The 18,269-nt window shown below is 71.5% G+C and carries 15 protein-coding genes and 1 pseudogene; 11 read left to right on the forward strand and 5 right to left on the reverse strand.

The genetic code is table 11. From position 1 onward, the window contains the following. Positions 1-192: 192 nt before the first annotated feature. From ACFXGI_RS02890 to ACFXGI_RS02900, 3 genes and pseudogenes are all read right to left on the reverse strand, one after another. Positions 193-1,277, reverse strand: a pseudogene (locus ACFXGI_RS02890) (hypothetical protein). 288 nt (positions 1,278-1,565) lie between these two features. Then, on the reverse strand, positions 1,566-1,943 hold the full coding sequence (locus ACFXGI_RS02895) for a hypothetical protein (protein ID WP_384702302.1): 378 nt from the start codon (positions 1,941-1,943) through the stop codon (positions 1,566-1,568). A 37-nt stretch (positions 1,944-1,980) separates the two neighbouring features. Beyond that, positions 1,981-2,352, reverse strand: a complete 372-nt coding sequence (locus tag ACFXGI_RS02900) for a phage holin family protein (RefSeq protein ID WP_384702690.1) — start codon at positions 2,350-2,352, stop codon at positions 1,981-1,983. A 647-nt stretch (positions 2,353-2,999) separates the two neighbouring features. On the opposite strand from ACFXGI_RS02900, the gene ACFXGI_RS02905 reads away from it, so the two are divergent. The 6 genes from ACFXGI_RS02905 (at position 3,000) to ACFXGI_RS02930 (ending at position 10,621) form a co-directional block, all read left to right on the forward strand. Next, positions 3,000-3,455, forward strand: a complete 456-nt coding sequence (locus ACFXGI_RS02905) for a VOC family protein (protein ID WP_384702305.1) — start codon at positions 3,000-3,002, stop codon at positions 3,453-3,455. A gap of 806 nt (positions 3,456-4,261) precedes the next feature. After that, the gene (locus ACFXGI_RS02910; RefSeq protein ID WP_384702308.1) at positions 4,262-4,699 is read left to right on the forward strand and encodes a hypothetical protein; all 438 of its coding nucleotides are present in this window, start codon (positions 4,262-4,264) and stop codon (positions 4,697-4,699) included. Beyond that, complete coding sequence (locus ACFXGI_RS02915; RefSeq protein ID WP_384702311.1) at positions 4,696-6,615, forward strand: GMC oxidoreductase; 1,920 nt, start codon at positions 4,696-4,698, stop codon at positions 6,613-6,615. The genes ACFXGI_RS02910 and ACFXGI_RS02915 overlap by 4 nt, the downstream gene beginning before the upstream one ends. A gap of 5 nt (positions 6,616-6,620) precedes the next feature. Beyond that, positions 6,621-7,457, forward strand: a complete 837-nt coding sequence (locus tag ACFXGI_RS02920; RefSeq protein ID WP_384702693.1) for a hypothetical protein — start codon at positions 6,621-6,623, stop codon at positions 7,455-7,457. Positions 7,458-7,681: 224 nt separating this feature from the next. Beyond that, on the forward strand, positions 7,682-9,877 hold the full coding sequence (locus tag ACFXGI_RS02925) for a SpoIIE family protein phosphatase (protein ID WP_384702314.1): 2,196 nt from the start codon (positions 7,682-7,684) through the stop codon (positions 9,875-9,877). Between the two features lie 243 nt (positions 9,878-10,120). Further along, positions 10,121-10,621 carry a GNAT family N-acetyltransferase gene (locus tag ACFXGI_RS02930; protein ID WP_384702317.1) on the forward strand — a complete coding sequence of 167 codons (501 nt, stop codon included), beginning with the start codon at positions 10,121-10,123 and terminating at the stop codon, positions 10,619-10,621. Between the two features lie 38 nt (positions 10,622-10,659). On the opposite strand, the gene ACFXGI_RS02935 is transcribed toward ACFXGI_RS02930, so the two are convergent. Further along, on the reverse strand, positions 10,660-12,996 hold the full coding sequence (locus ACFXGI_RS02935; protein ID WP_384702320.1) for a helix-turn-helix domain-containing protein: 2,337 nt from the start codon (positions 12,994-12,996) through the stop codon (positions 10,660-10,662). 533 nt (positions 12,997-13,529) lie between these two features. Here ACFXGI_RS02935 and ACFXGI_RS02940 point away from each other — a divergent pair. Then, entirely contained in the window at positions 13,530-14,999 is a 1,470-nt protein-coding gene (locus tag ACFXGI_RS02940) for a phosphatidylinositol-specific phospholipase C domain-containing protein (RefSeq protein ID WP_384702323.1), read from the forward strand. Positions 15,000-15,107: 108 nt separating this feature from the next. Here ACFXGI_RS02940 and ACFXGI_RS02945 read toward each other — a convergent pair whose 3' ends face one another. After that, positions 15,108-15,935 carry an AraC family transcriptional regulator gene (locus tag ACFXGI_RS02945; protein WP_384702326.1) on the reverse strand — a complete coding sequence of 276 codons (828 nt, stop codon included), beginning with the start codon at positions 15,933-15,935 and terminating at the stop codon, positions 15,108-15,110. Positions 15,936-15,985: 50 nt separating this feature from the next. On the opposite strand from ACFXGI_RS02945, the gene ACFXGI_RS02950 reads away from it, so the two are divergent. From ACFXGI_RS02950 to ACFXGI_RS02965, 4 genes are all read left to right on the forward strand, one after another. Further along, positions 15,986-16,459, forward strand: coding sequence for a DUF2000 family protein (locus ACFXGI_RS02950; RefSeq protein WP_384702329.1), 474 nt, complete (start codon positions 15,986-15,988; stop codon positions 16,457-16,459). Between the two features lie 249 nt (positions 16,460-16,708). After that, on the forward strand, positions 16,709-17,080 hold the full coding sequence (locus tag ACFXGI_RS02955) for an amphi-Trp domain-containing protein (protein WP_384702332.1): 372 nt from the start codon (positions 16,709-16,711) through the stop codon (positions 17,078-17,080). Between the two features lie 281 nt (positions 17,081-17,361). Then, a complete protein-coding gene (locus ACFXGI_RS02960) occupies positions 17,362-17,823 on the forward strand; it encodes a MarR family winged helix-turn-helix transcriptional regulator (RefSeq protein WP_384702335.1) in 462 nt (153 codons plus the stop codon). An 11-nt stretch (positions 17,824-17,834) separates the two neighbouring features. Beyond that, positions 17,835-18,260, forward strand: a complete 426-nt coding sequence (locus ACFXGI_RS02965; RefSeq protein WP_384702337.1) for a hypothetical protein — start codon at positions 17,835-17,837, stop codon at positions 18,258-18,260. Positions 18,261-18,269: the final 9 nt, after the last annotated feature.

Below are 18,269 nucleotides of genomic sequence, written 5' to 3' on the forward strand. Positions count from 1 at the left end.
GGGAATATCCCTTCGGCTGCCCAGCCTGGCCCCTCGCACGCCCGAGCGCGCCGCACGCCCCCGTTGGCCTCCCCCGTACGGCCCACCGCTCGGGTGGGGGTCTTCGTGCGGGCCCGCGCCGTGCCGGTGGGCACCCGGCGGTCGACTCCGGAGTCCGGGCCGGTCACCACTGCCGGTGGTCCGTCGCCCTTCTCACCGTCGTCGCCGGTGTCGGTCCGCGCGAAGCGCCCGCACGCTTTCGATGTTCGTGTCGACCGCGTCCGGGACGACCATGCCCGCCTCGACGCCGGAGCGCAGGTGGCGCGGTACGTCCCGGGTGAGGCGTTCGCCGGGCAGCGCCGCCGGGATGCCCGGAGGGTAGGGGCAGCATCTCTGCGGCGATCCGCCCGTCCGCCTTCTCCCGGGGCACCTGCTCCGTCACGCCGAAGAATGCATCGCGCGGCAGGACCGCCTGTTCCAGCCTCAGCCGGGACGGCGGCGGGACGTGAACGGACCGGCCGTGCGCAGTTCGCCGGCGTGGGCGGTCGGGGCGGCCAGGTCGGTCAGGGCCGCCGGCAGGGTCTCGGCCGTGCACCCGCATGCCGTCGATGCGGGAGATGCGGGAGATGCGGGCACGGACCTGGTCCGCCAGGGCGAGCGCGCCGTCGTAGAGGACCCTTCCCTCTTCGACCATCTGCCGGCGCCGGCCGTCCAGGGCCGCGTAGATGAGGACCGAGGGGCTGGTGGCACCGAGCAGGTCCTCCCGGCTCTTGAGCACCTCGGGTTTGACCAGGTCGCCCTGGAGGTGAAGGACCGAGCTCTGTTCCAGGCCGGGCCCCGTTTTGTGCACGGAGGTGACACACGCGTCCGTGCCGGCGTCCATGGCCCCGGTCGGCAGGTCGGCAGGTTGGGGTGGAAGGGCAGGTGGGCGCCCCATGCCTCGACGACGATCAGGGGACGGCCCGCTCGTGGCAGATCGCTGCGATGGCTGCGAGGTCGGAGCAGGTGTCGTACGGGGTGGGCGTGGTCACCAGCGCTCCGCGAGCGTCGGGATGCTCGGCGAAGGCCGCCTCGGCCATCAGTGCCTGTGCCGCCTTCACCAGGGCGTGGGAGGACCTCCGGTCGTCCAGCCCTCTGGGCGCCGGCACGTCGGAGCGGAACACCGCTTCACCGAGCACGGCGCGTACGCAGGGGTCAGGACCGCGGCCCTGCTTTGGGCCCGGAGGTGTGAACGGTGTCTGCCCACCGGCGTGGTAGGCGGCCAGTGCCTCGAGTACCGGTGCCTTCGACTGGTTCATGGTCCTCGCCTGGCCGGCGGCAGTCAGCGGAAACAGGCCGCCGGAACGCACGACGGGCTCGTGTGGGTCAGGGCCGCACCGGGCGTGTGGTGGGCCTCGCACTGAAAGCCGAGGCCCGAAAAGGGAGGCGCCGAGCACCGTCGTCGTCCCACGGCAGGTCTGGACGCCGCTGATCCCGGCGACCATGCCTGCCGTGGCGGGGTTCGGCGAGCAGTCATCCCCGGGCCGAGCGGCCCAGTCGGCAGGGACGGCTCCTGTCTGCGTCCTCGCAGGCAGCCTTGAAGGTCTTCATCGGCGACGTCCGCGGCCGCGGCGCACCAGCGCGAGCGCGATGATCACAGCGCCGGTGATCAGGAGCGGAGTGCGGTTCCCGCGTGCGACCGTCGCGGCCTTGCCGGCCTTCTCCAGCAGCGGGTCGGGAGCCTTGCCCGCCGCGTACCGGCCGACGCGGGTCGCGCTGTCCCACACCTGCGCCGCGGCGTGGGCGGTCTTGTCCAGGACGGGGTCGGGGGTCTTGTCCCGCACCAGTTGGGCGGCCTGTCCCGCCTTCTCGCGGATCTGGTCGGCGATCAGGAACGCCTTTTCGGTGGTTTGCTGCTTCATGACGGCGGTCTTCTCCTTGGTTCGGGCCTTGATGTCGGCCTCGGCGGCCAGGGGTTCGTTCACCGGTGCACTGTCTCCTTGACCTCGGCCAGGTCTGCCTTCACCCTGTCCAGGGTCCGTCGGGAATGGGGACGCCGGCCTTTGTGATCCGCTGCTTCCCGGCAAACGCGGTCACCGCGGCCATTGCCGCGATCACGCCGGTGATGGCGAGTGCTGCCGTCCATACCGGCAGGACCAGGGCGAGGGCGGCAACGCACGTGGCCATCAGGGCCTCGGCGGCGAAGAGACCGAGGACGCCCGCCGCGGCGAAGAGAGCGAAGGGACCGTCGCCCGTCCCGTGGCGCGTGCCCTTCTCCGTCGTCTCCGCGTGGGCCGACTGCACCTCCGCACGGACCGGCTTCGCGATCCGCTGAGAAGTACCCGCGACCAAGGCGCTCGCCGAGCCCACCCCCACCTGGCTCTGCCGCTCCATGGTGATCACGGCCGAGGGTCCTGGCCGGGCTGGTACGGGACTGCGTAGCGAGCCGCCATCGCGGATCCTCCTCGTTGAGCTGTGCATGCCGTGGTCACGGCGCGCTTACCCCGCCATCGCCGCAGCACCCGCCCCCACGGACATGAGCTGTGCACGGACCGGCACGGGCCAGACCGACAACGGCATCTCGACGCCGTCAAGCGCGACCGGACGACGTCAGCGGCGAGACGCTCCGAGGGTCTGGTCGACCGGGACGTGATCAACGAGAACTGCTGACCGACGCCCAGCGGACACGCAACCGGCCTCCCGGGTCGGCGGTGGCGCGCTCACCGGCAGGTGATCGACGCGATCGCCTGCGAGTACCCCGCCAGGCACTCCGTGGCTGGTCCGGTCCGAGCACGTCGGGTCGTCGGGGGCGGCCCACAACCGGCTGCGGATTCCGGCGGCCGACGGCATCTGGGAGAGGAGGAGTCCCCCTCCCCGTACACGCCACCCGAGCCCGCCCCCGGGCAACGGACCCGGCGGCGGCAGCCCGGCACGCACCCTCGTCGCCCAGCCACGCGATAGGGCAACCGCCGCAGCGCACGGCCGCGAGGGCCTGTTGCAAGAGCGGATCGTCTGTCAGACCTGCCTGGGATGCTCCGAGCATGGAGATGACAGTGCAGCTGACGATCGACTGCTCCGATCCGCAGAGAATGGTGACTTTCTGGGCCGAAGCCCTGGGCTACGTGCCTGAGCCTCCGCCGGCCGGGCACCCCACGTGGCGTGCTTACTGGGCGGCGGTGGGAGTGCCCGAGGCGGAGTTGCCGACCGGTGCCGGGGATGTTCCGGAGTCGATCATCGATCCCTCGGGACGTGGACCGAGGGTGTGGTTCCAGCAGGTCCCGGAGCCGAAGGCCGCCAAGAACCGGTGGCACTTCGACCTGAAGGTCGGTGGGGGCCGTGACGTCCCGCTGGATGTCCGCACACAGCGGGTCAAGGTTACGGTCGAACGGCTGCTCAGAGCTGGTGCCACCGTGCTGCGGATCAAGGATGAGCCGGACACGGGGTTCTACGCCGCCGCCATGCAGGACCCCGAGGGCAACGAATTCGACATCGTCTGAGGGCCGTTGCGTCACCGCTGGTCACAGCCACTCGTTCACGGCTGCGCCCAGGAGAGTACGCCTCGTCGTACCCCCTCACGCGATCGGGCCGCACGCATGGTCGGCCCGGCCCGATCCGGGGCACGCGAACCTTCTCCTCCGGCTCGAAGCGCGGGGCGGGGACCACGTGAACTGCGGCGCGTACGAAAGGGCCCCGACCTGTCCCGGGGGGGGGTGGGAACAGGTCGGGGCGGCCCCGGCAGGCCGGGGGGGAGGCCGGCCGGGGCGATCAGGGGTGGGGTGCGGGAAGGGTGGTCGCCTCACGGCGGTGGGCACTGCGAGGCTTCAGCCGAACGATCTTCCCCACAGGCAGTTGGTCGGGCCCGGGGACTTCAGCCCTTCCCGCACCCACACACAGTTGAACGGGCAACGATTCACATTTGTTCCCACGCTCACTTATCGGTTCTCGGAGTACCGACCCGAGAGCGGAGGATCCGGCCGGGTGAGGGGCGGACAGCCTTCGGCGCCCGACCCCCGTTGTCGACCTCAGCGCCGTGCCCACCATAGGTGCCCCGCCATCGTGCGGGGGTTCGCCGCGCCGTGGGCGTGGGTCCTGAACGACCCGGCCCGCGGGTGGGCCGCCTCCGTGCACGCCGCAGGGCGGGTCCTCTCATACGGATGGCCGGATCACGCCGACCGTCCCGGCCTGCGCCGACGCCAGGGCATGGGGGGACCTGCGGTGGGGAACGGATCGTGATCGTCCGTTGCGGCGTGGCCGTACTCGTCGGCAACCGACGCTCAGAACCGCGCGCGCAGGGGGGAACGTCATGGTGTCGCACGTCATGGAGAGCATGGACGGGGGCGATGAATTCATCGCGAGGTCCGCGGCTCTGACCGGCTTCAGTGAGGAGGAGCTGCGAGCCACGGGAATGTCGGAGGAATACCGGGCCGTCGTACGGGAACAGGTCGGGGCCGATCGCTACAAGCTCTTCCTCGAAGAGGAACTCCCCGATCAGGCCGATGGGAGTCGTGGGCCGGAAGAGGGCCGAGGAGAGCTCGCCGAAGCCGTCATTCTCCTCTGGTACACGGGGAGTTGGCCAGGATTCGTCGGCACGACACCCTTCACCGTGTCCGCCCGCGCCTACGCAGCGGGGCTCGTCTGGCGCGCCTTCGGCGGGAAGCCGCCGGGCGCGGGGCCCAGCGGCTTCGGCAGCTGGGCCGAGGCTCCCGCTGACGTCGCCGCAGGGGCAGGAGTCGCGCAGTGAGCCCGGGTCGCCCGCAGGATCGCGAGTACGACGTGATCGTCGTCGGCGGCGGCTTCGCAGGGACACTGATGGCGCACCGGCTCGGTGAGCGCGGTCGGCGCGTGCTGGTACTGGAGGCGGGGGTACGGGCGGTCAACGCCGAGCACGGCCATAGGCGCGCGGTGGACACCTACCTCGCCGCCTCGGCCAAAGTACCGGGGTCCCCCTACCCCGCTCATCCGGCCGCGCCCCGGCCCGAGGTCACCGACCTGACCGGCGTGGCCGGCGGGGGGTACCGGTCCGACGGCTATCTGATCCAGCGGGGCGAACTCCCCTACGCCAGCGGGTACGTGCGCGCGAACGGCGGGACCGGCAACGTGTGGACCGGGCTGACCCCGCGGATGCACCCGGAGGACTTCCGTACCGACCTCTTCGGCTACGGCCGCGCCTGGCCGATCGGTTACGCCGATCTGGAGCCGTACTACCGGGCCGCCGAGCGGGAGATCGGCGTCGCGGCCGACGCCGACGAACAGCGCGCCCACGTCGGGCTGCCCCTACCTCACGGCTACGCCTTCCCCATGCGCGCGCTGCCGCCCAGCCACTTGGACCGCCTGATGGCCGGACGGCTGGACGGCCGGCGCGTGAACGACCCGGGCGCCGAGGACCCGGTGGAGCTGCGGGTCGTAGGAACTCCGCATGCCCGCAACGGGGTTCCGAACCCGTCGTACGACGGCGGTGCCGGGTACGTCCCCGTGGGAGCCGAAGGGCGGTCCGACCCGCACAACCGCTGTGTCGGCCATGCCAGTTGCATCCCGGTCTGCCCCTCCCAGGCCAAGTACACACCGCTGAAGACGCAGGCGCGCTGGAGTCCCGCGGTGACGCTCGTGGCCCGGGCGGTCGTGAGCCGGGTGCTCGTGGACGGCACCGGCCGCGCCTCGGGGGTCGAGTACCTCTCGTACCGGGACGGGGACGGGTGCGGGGACGGGGTCACTCGGCACCGCGTTGCCGCGGACGTCGTCGTCCTGGCCGCCCACGCCGTGGAGAACGCCAAGCTGCTGCTGCTCTCGGGGCTCGCGAACCGCAGCGGACAGGTCGGCCGCAACCTGATGGACCACCCCGTGCTGCTCGCCTGGGGACTCATGCCGGAGCAGGTGGGACCGTACCGGGGCCCCGGGTCCACCTCGGGCCTCGAAGGCTTCCGCTTCGGCCGGGCCCGCCGCCGACGGGCGCCGTTCCGCGTCGAGATCGGCAACTGGGGCTGGGTCTGGGCCACCGGAGGCCCGGACGCGGACCTCGCGGCACTTCTGCGGCCTGCCGGCCGGCAAGGGCACGGCCCGCGCGGCGCCGCGCTGCGAGCATCCGTACGGGAACGGATCGGCAGGCAGTTCGCCCTGCAGTTCGAGATGGAGCAGGGTGCGGATCCGGCCAACCGCATCACCCTCGATCCCCGCAACCGCGACGCGCTGGGCCTGCCGCGCCCCGTCGCCACTTACAACCTCTCCGCGCACGTCAGGGACGGCATCGCCGCGGCGAAAGAGGTGTCCGACCAGATCTTCGCGCTGCTGGGCGCGGAGGACCACAGCGACTACGCACCCGGCCCCGGTCAGCCCGGCCATTTCGTCCACCACGGCCGCTCCTACGCCTTCCGCGGGGCGGGGCACGGCGCCGGAACGCACATCATGGGCGACTCACCCACGACCTCGGTCGTCGACGAGTGGCAGCGCTGCTGGGACCACCCGGGTCTCTACGCGATCGGCTGCGGCAGCCTGCCCTCGGTCGCCACTTCCAACCCCACGCTGACGATGGCCGCTCTCGTCCTGCGCAGCGCCGAACGCGTCGAGGGTGAGCTGGCCGCGCGAGACCGTCCCGTTGCCCTGCACCACACCGCACCCGCACCCGCACCCGCCACGACCACGACCACCGGAGACGCCGCGTGAGCCCGATGCCCCTGCCGCCCGTACCGGCCCCGTACCGACTCCCCTTCCACTACGGCGCTCTCCACAACCTCGGCGTGGACTTCCTGGTCGATCCCGCAGCGACCCGGGACGTGCTCGCCAAACACCATCCGGCCCTGAGCGTCGCGGAGTTCGGCGGACGGGCCCTGGTGTCGGTGAACTTCCAGCTGTACTTCGCCCAATACCAGTTCGGCGCGGGGACAACCCAAGAGGTCGAGGTGAACATCGTCGCGTTCCCCGCGGACGCCGCCGACCGCCTGCCCGACCTGTCGTACGAGCAGTACGCCCAGGGCTACGACCAGACCAAACTCCTCGGCATCGCCCGCATCCACGTGCTGTGCGACAACCCGCTCGCCATCGACGCCGGCCGCAAGCTCTACGCCGAGCCCAAGCACCCCGGATGGTTCGAGGCAGCCATGCCGTCCCTCAACGGACCGGCCGGCAACAGCTGGCACGTGACCTGCAAGGCCGCCGGCATCACACCCGAGGGCGACATCGAGCGCCACCCCACCAGCCTCTTCACCCTCACCGCCGACCTCACAGGCCTCACGGGTACCCCCGTGAACAACACCCCCATCACGGGATACGGCACCGACGACACCGGCCGCCCCCTGGCCGGCCCGATGAACGTGTACCAGCCCTACCTCTGGTACGCCCCCTGCGACATCACGGCGGACCGGGCCGGCCTCGCCGTCCTCGATCCCACCGCCGACGTCGGCCGGGACCTGACCCTGCTACTCAACGGCACGGCCCCGACGGGAGCCTGGACCTACCAGTCACCCCCCGTCGCCGCCCACAACCGCCCCTACTACCTGCGGCACTGATCCGGGCATCGAGGGGGACGCAAGCCCTGCTGTGCGGGATGCGTACGGTCGCCGAGGACTGTTTCAGTGATGCCCTGAACGCCTCGAAGCCCCTTGCCCTCCCCACCCCCATGCGTGACATCTGGTGACCGCACGGTCACACACGGCCGGAGGAGGGCGGTCGCGGGCTCGCCGGGGTGGGCCCGAACCGACGCGCGGGCGGCATGTGGGGGGACCATGGACGGGTGCGAAACCTTCCAGGGCGTGACCAGGGGGCCGGGCCGCCCGGGCCCGCCGAGGGCGTCGAGGGGGCCGATCAGCGGGCGCTCGGCGAGGCCCTGGTCCGGGCTTGCGCGGACGCCGGGGCGTCCATCGGCATGCTGTACCTGCCCGACCCCGCCCGGCCCGTCCTGCACCTGGCGATGACCCTCGGCCTGGCCCGTGAGTTCGCGCTGCCCTGGTCCCGGGTCGTCGTGGACGATTCCATCCCGGTGGCCGACGCGGTCCGCGACGGGCGGTTCGTCTGGCTGGGCGGCCAGGAGGAGACCGCCCGGCGCTACCCGCGACTCGGCCTCGTCCTGCCGTACGACTTCGTCCTCGCCGCCGCCCCGCTCGTCCCCGACCCGATGTCCGAGGCGGCGGAGCCCACCGGGGCCGGTCTCGTCCTCCTGTGGCCCGGCTCCCACGCGCCCCACCTGACCGACCGGGAACGCGACGCGGTGGACTCGGTCTGCGGCCGTCTCGCGAACCACCTGCGCAGGGCCGCCGACGCCGGACACCCCGTACATCCGCCGGCGCACCCGGTCATGCTGCGCCCGCTTCCTCCTCCCACACCCGGACCGGTCGAGGCGGCCGCCTCCATGGCCTTCATCCGCCGGCTGCCCGGGGGCAACTGCGCCCTCGATCTGAACGGCACGATCACCTTCATCACCGCCGAGGCGGCCGAGCTGCTGGGCGCACCCGTCTCCCGCCTCCGCGGCGCCCTGCCCTGGGAAGCGCTGCCCTGGATGGACACCCCCGTCATCGAGGACCACTACCGGGCCGCGGCGATCAGCCGGCTGCCGCGCAGCTTCACCGCCGCGCCCCCGAAAGGCCGCCACCTGCGCTTCGACCTCTACCCGGACGACACCGGGATCAGCGTCCGCATCACCCCGGTCGCCGCCGGCGAGCCCGCCGCGCCGTCGGCCCCGCCGACAGCCGTCCCCGCGGAACCCTCACCCAGCCGGGCCACCGCCCTCTATCAGCTCATGCACCTGGCGGCCGCCCTCACGGAGGCCGTCCACGCACGTGACGTCGTCGACCACGCTGCCGACCTGCTCGTCCCCGCGCTCGGCGCCCAGGCCCTGGCCCTTCTGGTGGCCGAGGAGCAGCGCCTGCGCATCGTCGGCTTCCGCGGCTACACGGCCGAGCTCATGGCCCGCTACGACGGCATCCCGCTCGGCATCCACACGGCCAGCACCCATGGCCTGCGCACGGGCGAGCCGCTGTTCTTCGCGGACGCGGGCGCACTCGCGGACGCCTTCCCGGCCGTCGTGATCGGGGACGACATGGCGGCGTGGGCCTTCCTGCCCCTCATCGCGTCAGGCCGGCCCATCGGCACCCTCATCCTGGCCTACGCGCGTCCCCATACGTTCGTCCCCGGTGAACGGGCGATCCTGACCTCCCTCGCCGGACTCATCGCCCAGGCCCTGGACCGCGCCCGCCTCTACGACGCCACCCACCAGCTCGCCCACAGCCTGCAGACCGGCCTGCTGCCGCGCGCCCTGCCGGACGTCCCGCACCTCGAAGTGGCCGCCCGATACCTGCCGGCGGCGCACGGGTTCGACATCGGCGGCGACTTCTACGACCTCATCCGGATCGACGACACCACCGTCGCGGCCGCCGTCGGCGACGTCCAGGGCCACAACGTGAACGCCGCCGCCCTCATGGGCCAGGTCCGCACAGCCGTCCACGCCTCCGCCGGCGAGCGCCCGTCGGAGGTCCTCGCCCGCACCAACCGGCTCCTGACCGACCTCGAACCCGGACTCTTCACCAGCTGCGTGTACGCCCACATCAACCTCTCGACCCGCACCGCCCAGCTGGCCACGGCCGGCCACCCGCCCCCGCTGCTGCGCCACGCCGGCGGCCCGGCAAAGGTGCTCCACCTGCCGCCCGGGCTGCTCCTCGGCATCGACCCGGACGCCTCGTACACGGCCGTCGAGATCCCGTTCGAGCCGGGCAGCCTGCTCACCTTGTACACCGACGGGCTGGTCGAGGTTGCCGGCGAGGACCTGGAGGACGGCATCGCGGCCGTCGCCGCACGCATCACCGCAACCCACGAACGGCACCCGGTGGGCACGCTGGCGGACGACCTCATAGGCCAAGCCCGCGGCGGAGCCCCCCGTACCGACGACATCGCCCTGCTCCTGCTGCGCTTCACCGAGGAGGGGCGTCACGCATGACGGGGCTGCCGTGGAACCGGGTTCACCGTGGCCGGGCGCGCTCCGTCTCGGATCCGGCCGGCCGGGCCGCCTGCGCCGGTCGAGGAGGAGCAGCGCCGGGCGGCGGTTCCCGGCCGGTGGAACCCGACACCGTGTCGGACGCCTTGGCCAGCCGGCCTCCCGAGCTGGACGTGCTGGGGCGTGCACCGGAAGGGGTCCAAGGGACTCGTGCAGCGCCTCTGCGGGTCGTGTGATGCTGGCCTCATGACTGATCAACGCGCGGTCGCCATAGTCCGCTGGCCGGACCAGAGCCCTTCCGCTGAGGGCGGGCTGGCAGGTTTGTTGACGGATTACCACCTGCGGACGGAGGCAGAGAAGGGCGGGGCCGTTGCCGACGTGCACGGGTTGCCTGACCGCTACCGGGCAGAAATCCTGGCCCCGCGGACCGCGTTCGTCGACGATGCCGTGCTGTTGGCCCTGAGCGGGGACACGGTCGTGGGATGCCTGGTGGTGACAGCCCCCGCCGGCGGGCGGTCGGAGGTCAAGAGACTCTGGACCGACCCGGCGTTCCGGAGCCGGGGCATCGCGTCCGGCCTGCTTGGCGCCGCGCTCGCGCATGCCGCGGAAGGCGGCGTGAGTGGTGTGCGGCTGTCGGTGTGGAAATGGCGGACCGGGGCCATCGCCCTGTACGAACGGCTCGGCTTCGTCATCACCGAGTCGTGGGACGAGCGGGATCAGCTGGTCTGCATGGAGCGCGCGGTGTGAGTGGTCGCCCGGAGCATGATGAGCGGCCTTCCCCCCCCTCAGTCGGTTGAGTGACCTGCGGCGTCGAGTGTCCGGTCGAGTTGGTGGAGATGGTCGGCCGCTTCGGATGCGCGGGGGTTGTTCAGCCGGACGAGCGAGTCGTGTGCGGCGGTCAGGGCCGCGTGGGCCTCGTGGTGGCGCGTGAGATGGCGCAGGGCGATGCCGAGGTCGAGGCGGGCCGGTTCGCTCCAGGCGGGCATCTGCGCTGCCTCGAAGTGGGTGAGTGCGTACCTCAGGGGGTGTTCTGCTTCGTCCCATCGGTGGAGGGCGGCGAGGTCGTTTCCCATGTGCTGGCGGGTTACGGCGAGGTAGAGGCCGATCAGCTCCTGGGGCTTTCCGGGGACTCCGGCTTGGCAGATGGCCTCGCTGCGTCGGTGGATGGTCAGTGCTTCCTCGGCGCGGCCGGTCTGGCGCAGGTGCTGGCCGAGGGTGTTGAGGACGGTGAGTTCGGCGAGGCGGCTCTGGGGGCCGGTCTGCCTGCCGAGGTGGTCGGCGGCTTCTTGGAGCCAGGTGATGGATTCGCCGGTTCGTCCGAGCCGGTGGAGCGCGCCGGCGGCGTAGCCCAGGGCCCAGCCGACCTGGAGCTGGTCGCCGCATTCACGCGCCGCGGCCAAGGCGGCCTGTGCGGTGGCCAGGGCGGCGGTGTGGTCGTAGAGACACATGTTGTAGGCCCAGGCGAGGTAGTTGAGGTGGACGGCCTCGTCGTGCTTGCTGCCCAGGGCGCGGGCGGAGTCGACGGCCCACCGGAAGACCTGTCCCCAGGCTTCCCAGTGCGGAGTCCGGTCGGAGAACCAGTGCATCGCCTCGGCGGTATCGATGACCTGTTGGTGCAGGCCGCGGGCTTGGGCGCGGCCCAGGGCGGCGAGCCACTGGGCCCTCTCGGCCTCCAGCCAGACCTGTGCCTGTTCGTGGTCGGCGGGTGCGGTGGCGGGATCGGGGTCGGGGGCGGGGCTGGTGTCGGGGTGGGGTGCGGTGTCGAAGAGCTGCGCTGCGGCGGTCGCGCGGTGCAGTGTCCAGAGGTCGGCCCGGTTCTGGGCGGCGGCCGTGTGCGCAGGCTCGTCCTCTTCGGCGAGTTGTTCGGCGGCGAAGAGGTGGAGGAGGTCGTGGAAGCGGTAGCGGTCGGCGGCGGGGTGGGGCTGGAGCAGTCCGGCGTCGGTGAGGTCCTGTGCGCATTGGGCGGCTTGGCGCAGTGGCAGTCCTGCCAGGAGGGCGGCGCTCTGAGGGCTGAAGTCGGGGCCGGCGGCGAGCGAGGCGCGGCGGAAGACGGTGCGGGTGGGCGGGGGCAGTTGCCGATAGGACAGGGCGAAGGCGGCGCGGACCTGCAGTGAGCCGGCTTGCAGGGTGTCCAGGCGTGTGGTGTTTCGGGCGAGCTGGGTTGCGAGTTTGGTGAGGTGTTCGCCGGGGCGGGCGGCGAGGCGTTGCGCGGCGATGCGGACGGCGAGGGGCAGGTGGCCGCACAGGTCGGCGAGGTCGCGGGCGGCCTGGCTCTCGCGGCTTACCCGTTCGGGGCCGATGACGCGGGCGAGGAGTTCGACGGCTTCCTCGCGGCGCAGCAGCGTGAGTTCGGGGCGGTGGACTGCTTCGAGGCCGGCCAGGGCGTTGCGGCTGGTGACGAGGGTGAGGGTGGGGCTGTGGCCGGGTAGCAGGGGGCGGACTTGGTTCTCGTCGGCGGCGTTGTCCAGGAGGAGGAGGATCCGGCGGTCGCGCAGCAGGGAGCGCAGGAGGCCGCTGCGGTCCTCGGTGGTGGTGGGGATGGCGCTGTCGGCGCTGCCGAGGGCGCGCAGGAGCCGGGCGAGCGCGTCGCGCGGCGGGGTGGGGCGGGGGTCCATGCCGCGCAGGTCGATGGCGTACTGGCCGTGCGGGAAGTGGGGGGCGAGGGTGTGGGCGGCGTGGACGGCGAAGGCGGTCTTGCCCAGGCCGGGCTGTCCGCTGACCACGGCAACGGGCGGGTGAGCGGGGTCGAGGTGTTCGGCCAGAGCCCGGAGCCGGTCCAGGGCAGAGCCGCGCGCAGTGAAGTCGATCAGGTCGCGCGGCAGTTGGAGGGCGTGGTGCGGGACGGACCGCGCCTCTGGCTGGGTGGCGGGCCCGGCTCCGGGGCGGGGTCGGGGGCGGCCGAGGCTGGCGGTGTGTTCCAGTTCGGCGGCGGCCGCATCGTCCAGGTCCAAGGCGGCGGCCAGGGCTTGGACGGTACGGCGCTGCGGCCCCCGGGAGCGTCCGCGCTCCAGGTCCGAAAGGGCCCGCACGCTCAACCCCGCGGCCTGCGCCAGTTCTTCCTGGCTCAGCCCCGCACCCGTTCGCAGAGCATGCAGGCGCGCGGCGAACCCCTCGTTGCTCATGACTCGAATCCCCTGGTCGGCGTGGTCCCCCCGAGCCGGCGGGCTCTACCGGCAGAAGTATGCCAAGACGTTACATCCACTTCTGCTGGTGGAACTTCGTGGTCCGTACCCTGCCCGGGCGGGTTGGCCGGGCACCGGCGGACGGGCCGGAGCCGTTCAAACGCTCCGGCTCCGCGCTCCCCCAACTCGCCGAACTCTCACGTGCGGGAGGGCAGGGACAACCGCGCCGGGGTCTGACTCCCGCAGGTCGTCGCGAGCACCACTGGGGCCACCGGGCGGCCTGCCTCTCGTACGGGTGCCGGGCATGGAACCGGACCATGCAGTTCCACCGGCAGAAGTGGGCCGGGACCCACTTCTGCCGGTGGAACCACATGGTCCGTCCCCGTGTCCGCCGTGTTGGCTCGACGTGACACGGACGGCGGCGGCCGGTCCGCCGGGCATCACGCTGCCCCGGGCCGCCCACACCGCCGTCCGGCAACCGGTGCCCCACGCCCGCTCCGCTTCCGACGACCGTCCTGACCCTGGGGAACGACATGTTTGCAAGAGGCTTCCGCGCGCTGCGAAGGCTGTCCCTACCCGTCCTTACGCTGCTCTTCCTGGCCGCGATGCTGCCCGCCCCGACGACCGCCGTGGCGGCGTCCGGGAGCAAGTACGGGGACGCCCGCCTCGACCAGTGGTCGTCGCTGACCACCCACAACTCCTACGCGATCTCAGGGGCGGTACCCCCGCGGAACCAGTCGCGCAACATCGCCCGGCAGCTCGACGACGGCGTCCGCGGGCTGATGCTCGACACCTACGACATCGCCCACGACCCGGAGGGCAATGTCGACCTGATGCTGTGCCACTCCCAGTTCGCCTGCTTCGAGACGTTCCGCAGCGGGCTCAGCACGGTGGTGGACTTCCTCAAGGCCCACCCGGAGGAAGTAGTCACGATCTTCCTGGAGAACTACGCCAGCCGCGCGTCGCTCACCGAGGCGGTCAGCGACGTGCTGGAGGCCAAGAACGCGAAGAACCTGCTGTTCTCGCCCAACCAGTACGACATCGACAACCGGAACTGGCCGCGGCTGCGCGACATGGTCTCCGACAACCGCCGCCTGGTGGTGTTCCAGGACCGGTGGGGTGACGACGTCCCGGTCAAGTCCGGCGACGGGAGCAAGGAGTACGGGCGCCTCATGTACACCTGGAAGCGCACGGTGGAGACGCTCTACGACTACGACGACAACTGGCCGCACGGGTGCGCGTCGCGCAACAGCAACCCGGTGGGGCAGAACCCCATGCCGGGCACGGCCCTGACGCCGCTGTTCACCATGAACCAGTTCGACTCGAGCGTGGCGAACCCCGAGTTCAAGGCGCCGGGCGACAACGGCTCGGCCCTGAAGAAGCGCATCGACAAGGACTGCCGTCCCGCCGCGGGCCGCAATCCGAACTACGTCGCCGTGAACTTCTACGAGCAGAGCAACAGCGGCAGCGTCACCCCGATGTCCGTGGTCAACGAACTCAACCGCAACGCCCACGTCTTCCCGCCGCACCCGGCGCTGTGGACCGTCACCCCGAACAAGCAGTTCATCGGACAGACCTACGAGACCACCGCGCCGAACCGCTGCATGGTGCGGGGCGACGACTTCCCCGACGGCTCGGGCGGCGTGGTGACGCAGCGGGCCTGTGCGAGCCCGGCGCCCAGCAGCCAGCAGTGGACGGGCACCCTGCCGCCCTACGACAGTCAGAACTACTACTGGATCAAGGCGGGCAACGGCTACTGCCTCACCGTCCCGTGGAACCTCGGCGTGCCCCCCGGCAACGGCATGCAGCTGTTCTGGTGGCCGTGCGAGAGCCGGTGGGCCTCGGACAACCAGCTCTGGGAGGTCATGCCGGCGGAGCAGTACGGTGGGCGGCGCGCCACCTACTTCATCAACCGGTGGACCGGCAAGTGCCTGACCCTGGACCCGGCGACGAACGGCGGCAAGGCCGGCAAGGTCACCCAGGACGTCTGCCCGACCCGCTGACGGAACCCCACACGAGCCCGGCCGATCAGTCGGCCGGGCTCTCGTCGTGACCAGCGGGTCCCGGCCGAGCGGATCCGCGCAGGCGCTGGTCCGTTTCGCCCGGAGCCATCAGCGGCAGGACACCGGAGTGCACGCGTAGCGCCCGGGGGTGGTGCCCACGACGCGCTTGAAGTGCCGGGTGAAGTGGGACTGGTCGTGGAATCCCGCCTCGGCGGCCACCTCGGCCGCCGGGCGGCCATCCAGGAGCAGCCGACGGGCCAGGGCGACTCTGCGCGAGATGAGGTACTGGTGCGGTGCGATACCGAAGGCGGCACTGAACGAGCGAACAAGGTGAGCGGGGTGGGCCTGGACCAGAGTGGCCGCTTCCTGTAGGGAGATGCCCGCGACCACCCGCTCGTCGAGGAGTTCGCGCAGGCTGCCCGCGATGGCGTGGCGGGTGCCTGCGCCGGGCAATGCGGTGTGGGCGACGGGAAGTTCGAGACGCGGCTGGAGCAGGGCGCGCAGCCGTTCGCCGATCAGGGCCAGCCGGCTCTCCGCCTCGAGTTCGTCACCGGGAGAGGTCAGGACCCGGTGAAGCTGCCCGACGCGCCGGCGCAGCACCGAGTCGGCGAGGTCCGGACCGTCCACGGCGGCGCCGATGAAGCGCTCGTCCAGCACCGTCGTGTCGAGGTAGACCACGCGCTTGCGGAACCCGTGTGAGGTGGCGGCGGAGCCGTTGTGCGCGACCTGGGGCGGGAGCAGGCTCACGGTGCCGCCCGGGGTGCCGCGCCGGTGGCGGTCCAGGTCGTAGCGGACGGCACCGTCATCGACGATCAGCAGCGTCCACTCGTCGTGGACGTGCATGGGGTACGCGTGCGCGGTGAAGCGGGCGTGGAAGACCTCGACGACACCCGCGACCCGCGGGCGCCAGGCCGAGACTTCCTGCTGGAGCTGCACGCAAAGAACGTACAAGACCGCGCGAGGCCGCGCCCGGCAGTCTCAGGGCTATGGACGACGAGACGAACAACGAGAACAACGAGCAGGTCGAAGCGGGCGGCGCGGAGGTGCCCGTGCGCTTCGACACCAAGATCGCGGTGCTGCTGCGCGACGATCTGGAGACGTGGCAGCGGCTGAACGTCACCGCGTTCCTCGTCAGCGGGCTCGGAACGGCCCTCCCCGAGGTGGTCGGCGAGCCGTACGAGGACGCCGATGGCACCCCCTACCTGCCGATGTTCCGCCAGCCCGTTCTGGTCTTCGAGGGCGGGAAGGAAGCGGTGACGGCCGCGCACGAACGCGCAGTGCGGCGCGGACTGCCGACCGCGGTGTTCACCTCGGACCTCTTCAGCACGGGCCACGACCGCGCGAACCGGGCAGCAGTGGCGGCCGTGGGCAAGGACCAGCTCGACCTGGTCGGGATCGCAGTCCACGGACCACGCAACTCCGTGGACAAGGTCCTCAAAGGCGCCCGTATGCACAGGTGAGTGGCGCGCTACGGATCACGGCAGTGGCGAGTGACGACGGCGGGTCCCGACAGCGGAGCCGGATCCCGCCGCAGGCTCGGCGTACGGCGTCCTGGCATGAAGCCCAGCCCCACACGCGGGAGCCCTGGGCAAGCCGCCCTGCGGGACGGCCCTGGGGCCCACCGCGCCGCAGGAGCGCGAGGATGTCCGATCCCGCACGTGGCCTCAAAATGGACGTGATGCGCCATCCAATGCGGATTGGAAATGAGCATGACGGACCTCAAGCTTGAACAGAAGCGCTCGCTGTCGCGTTTTGAAGCGGCTGACCTGCTCACGGCACTCGCAGCCATGATGAGAGAGGGCGGGGATGCCGAACTGGAACTCGTCTCCGGCACGCTGAACCTGCGGATCCCCGACGACCTTCGCAGCGAGATCGAGATCGAGGTAGGCGACGGGCAGATCGAGCTGGAGATCGAGTTCAAGTGGCCGACCGCACCGCGGCGGACAACTCCACCTCACGCGGTCGCAAGCACGGAGAAGACCCCGAGGCGCAAGAGCGTGGCCGGCGCCAAACCCGACCGGAACAGCACGGGCACCAGCAGGAGCAAGACCACCAAGCGATCCGCCACGAAAACGCCGTGACCCCGGGCCCATGAGCAACAGTGCTTTGCCGGGCGGGAGCAGGAACGCCGCCACCGGAGAAGCCGCCGAGCATTGACCCGGCCGTCCTGGCCACAGTCCTGGCCCGCGAGCCCGGCGACCGTCCGACGCCCACGGCTCACCCCTGCTCGCCGTGGCCACCCCCGCCGTCCCCCGAGACAGCCACCGCCCAGCCGCCATCACCCTCACGGCCTATCCCCTCACTCGCAGTGAGCATTCACTGTTGTCTTGACAACAATTGTCGCGGCATTCAATCTGGGAGGGTGACAGCTTCCAGCAGCGGCCTGCGTGATCATCTCGGCTACTGGCTCCGTCGCCTCTCCGACGAAGTCCACGGCCGGTTCGAACGAGAGCTCGCCGAGCACGGGGTGACCGTCTCCCAGTGGGCGGTCCTGATCACCGTTCACCGCGGCGACGCGACCACCACCCGGGAAGCGGCCCGGTATCTGGACATCGATGCCGGTGCGGTCTCCCGCCTGGTCGACCGGCTGGCCGCCAAGGGCCTGATGACCCGGGAACCGGACCCCACGTCCCGCCGCACCCTGCGGCTGGCACTCACCGACACCGGCCGCGACCTCGCCCCACGACTGGCCGAGATCGCCGACCGCAACGACGCCCACTTCTTCGCCGGCCTCGACCCGGACCAGCGCCACCAGCTGGAGGAGTGGATCCGCCGCCTGCCGGGTGAAGCCGACCCACAGCCCGTCCCACCGCCAACCTCCTGAAGGGCACCGCCGTGAGCACCGCCCCCTCCCCCGCCACCGCCCGAACGGTCACCAAGACCGTCACCATCGAGCGTCCCGTCGCCGAAGTCTTTGCCTTCCTCGCCGACGCGGCCAACTGGCCCACCTGGGCGATCGTCAACGTCAAGGCGATCGAGCCCACCGACGAGCCGGACTGGTGGTTGATGACCACCCCGCACGGCCCCGCCAAACTCCGCATCCGCAGCAACGCCGAACTCGGCATCCTCGACCACGACTACGTCGAGGAGCAGGCATCCTGGCAGGTTCCCGCCCGCGTCGTGGCCAACGGCACCGGATCCGAGTTCATGATCACCTTCTTCCAGCCGCCGGCCTTCACGGACGCCTTCTTCGACGAGCAGGTCGCTCTGGTCGACACCGAGCTCGCCACCCTCAAGCGCAGCCTGGAAACCGGCGCGTGAGCCTGCCCA

Origin of the sequence: Streptomyces sp. NPDC059355 (assembly GCF_042752335.1) — a bacterium.
In the GTDB taxonomy this organism is placed as follows: Bacteria; Actinomycetota; Actinomycetes; order Streptomycetales; family Streptomycetaceae; genus Streptomyces.

Coding starts and splice junctions, on each gene's coding strand:
- ACFXGI_RS02950 (WP_384702329.1), top strand. CDS start 15,986: ATGGACGACGAGACGAACAACGAGAACAACGAGCAGGTCGAAGCGGGC.
- ACFXGI_RS02920 (WP_384702693.1), top strand. CDS start 6,621: ATGCCCCTGCCGCCCGTACCGGCCCCGTACCGACTCCCCTTCCACTAC.
- ACFXGI_RS02940 (WP_384702323.1), top strand. CDS start 13,530: ATGTTTGCAAGAGGCTTCCGCGCGCTGCGAAGGCTGTCCCTACCCGTC.
- ACFXGI_RS02900 (WP_384702690.1), bottom strand. CDS start 2,352: ATGGAGCGGCAGAGCCAGGTGGGGGTGGGCTCGGCGAGCGCCTTGGTC.
- ACFXGI_RS02935 (WP_384702320.1), bottom strand. CDS start 12,996: ATGAGCAACGAGGGGTTCGCCGCGCGCCTGCATGCTCTGCGAACGGGT.
- ACFXGI_RS02930 (WP_384702317.1), top strand. CDS start 10,121: ATGACTGATCAACGCGCGGTCGCCATAGTCCGCTGGCCGGACCAGAGC.
- ACFXGI_RS02905 (WP_384702305.1), top strand. CDS start 3,000: ATGGAGATGACAGTGCAGCTGACGATCGACTGCTCCGATCCGCAGAGA.
- ACFXGI_RS02910 (WP_384702308.1), top strand. CDS start 4,262: ATGGTGTCGCACGTCATGGAGAGCATGGACGGGGGCGATGAATTCATC.
- ACFXGI_RS02955 (WP_384702332.1), top strand. CDS start 16,709: ATGACGGACCTCAAGCTTGAACAGAAGCGCTCGCTGTCGCGTTTTGAA.